Annotated in this window: 3 protein-coding genes; all 3 read left to right on the top strand. The window is 37.7% G+C overall.

Annotated elements, in window-relative coordinates:
- Positions 1 to 117 precede the first annotated feature (117 nt).
- The 3 genes from G564_RS0113045 to G564_RS0113055 all read left to right on the top strand — a co-directional run bounded on the left by G564_RS0113045 (position 118) and on the right by G564_RS0113055 (position 1,702).
- Entirely contained in the window at positions 118 to 588 is a 471-nt protein-coding gene (locus G564_RS0113045; protein WP_029038045.1) for a hypothetical protein, read from the top strand.
- A gap of 153 nt (positions 589 to 741) precedes the next feature.
- Positions 742 to 1,281 carry a hypothetical protein gene (locus tag G564_RS0113050; RefSeq protein WP_029038046.1) on the top strand — a complete coding sequence of 180 codons (540 nt, stop codon included), beginning with the start codon at positions 742 to 744 and terminating at the stop codon, positions 1,279 to 1,281.
- A gap of 130 nt (positions 1,282 to 1,411) precedes the next feature.
- A complete protein-coding gene (locus tag G564_RS0113055; protein WP_029038047.1) occupies positions 1,412 to 1,702 on the top strand; it encodes a hypothetical protein in 291 nt (96 codons plus the stop codon).
- The last annotated feature ends 51 nt before the right edge of the window (positions 1,703 to 1,753 follow it).

The raw sequence follows: 1,753 nt of genomic DNA on the forward strand, positions 1-1,753 counted from the left end.
ACCATCCAAAAATGGCATTTTTGAGTACATTTAAAAAGAGTAGTTAAAAGATAAATTTGGTTCCCCCAATCCGCACTTGCGTTAACCGGGACGTTAGCGGCAAGTAAAAATAAATGAATGGGTAGAAGAAAAATAGAACTTGGCGATATCTTCGAATTACCAACTGGTAAAGGTTTTGTTTATCTCCAATGCGTGCGGATTCCTGAAGATAGACGGCAGGATGTGGAGTTAATTCGTGTTTACTATAAAGTACATCCGACTCAGACAACGGATATTGCTCTTATTCAAAAAAGCTCTTTTTTTTATTTAACTTTTGTACTTCAAGCAGCATACAATAGAAAAATTGTAGAAAAGGTGGGGAATGCTCCTTTAGAACCTGACTTTAAACCACCCCGATATTTCAGAACGGAGAATATTTTCGGAGAGGGATGGCACATCGTGGATTCGGTAAATTGGCACAGGGAAACCGTAGAAGAATTAACAGATGAACAGAAGAAGTTATCTCCCTGGGGAGGCTGGAATGATACTCTACTTATAGAGAGAATGGACGAAGGTTGGACTCTAGAAAACTGGGAAATAGAAAAATAAACCTGCCGCTAACAACGTATAAAAACAATGCTCAAACTTGTCTCAAATCGAAACTCGTTGCTCGCTTGCTCAGCGGATTGTCCTGCGGACAATCACGCACGCCAGCTCGCACTGTTTTTATACGGGACGTTGTGAACAATACCCGAATTCGCAATGAAGAAAATATTAATATTAATGGTAATAATGGGTTCAAATTTTTATGGACAGGAAAAAAAGATCCAATTTGAATTTGATACTTCTTACCATCAGTTTTACATAGCGGATAAGAACTCCACTCGAACCGCTGACTCAAAAGATTTTTGGACGGATCAGGCTCTATCTGATAAACTTGCCATCGGAGAAAATATCTTGGGAGTAAGCACGGCTTCTTACGGACCCATAAAAGGAGAAATTACAGTCTTAAAAAATCAACCTAAGAAAAGAGATTTTTCGAAATATGACCACATTGTTGAAGCTGGAATTAGGGTTGATTCAGGTATTCTTCAAATTGCGGATAGCCCCAATTTTCACGTCGAAAAAGAGATAGAGCTACAACCTGGTTCCTATAGAATACGGATATATTTCTCGGATTTAGATATTCAAGACGAAGATGAAGGAGGAGATTTTTATTCAATAGAAATCTGGAGAAGTGAGGAAACTGAGAAAACAATAATAAAGATGCACCCAAAAAGTACTGCTCACAACAACGGTTAACACAAATACGGCAGACCAGTCAAAAATGGCATTTTAGAGTACCTTTAAAAATAGAAATTAAAAGATTAATTCGTGTCCCCTACTCCGCACTTGCGTTAACCGGGACGTTAGCACACATCTAAGAAAACCAATGAAAACAATACTTTTTTTCCTGACTTTAATTCTGGGAATTAACCAGGCGAACGCACAAACTAACTCAGAAAAAATACTGGTTGGAAATTGGATTTTAGTTGAGGAAGCCGATTCTTTTCCAAGTGATATAGAGCCACTCGAGGAAACTGACTCTGACTCGGACTCTGAATCTGACTCAGAAACCGATTTAAAAACCTATCTGACATTTAATAATGACGGCTCAATTTTGGTCAACCAAATGGGAAATTGTAAGCTTCCCTTAAAACCGAACTGTTTAAAAGTAGAATAATTCTTAATTTTAAACAGTATGAAAAAAAGCAAATTTTCTCCACAGCAAATC

This window comes from Salinimicrobium xinjiangense DSM 19287 (genome assembly GCF_000423585.1).
GTDB classification, from domain to species: Bacteria; Bacteroidota; Bacteroidia; order Flavobacteriales; family Flavobacteriaceae; genus Salinimicrobium; species Salinimicrobium xinjiangense.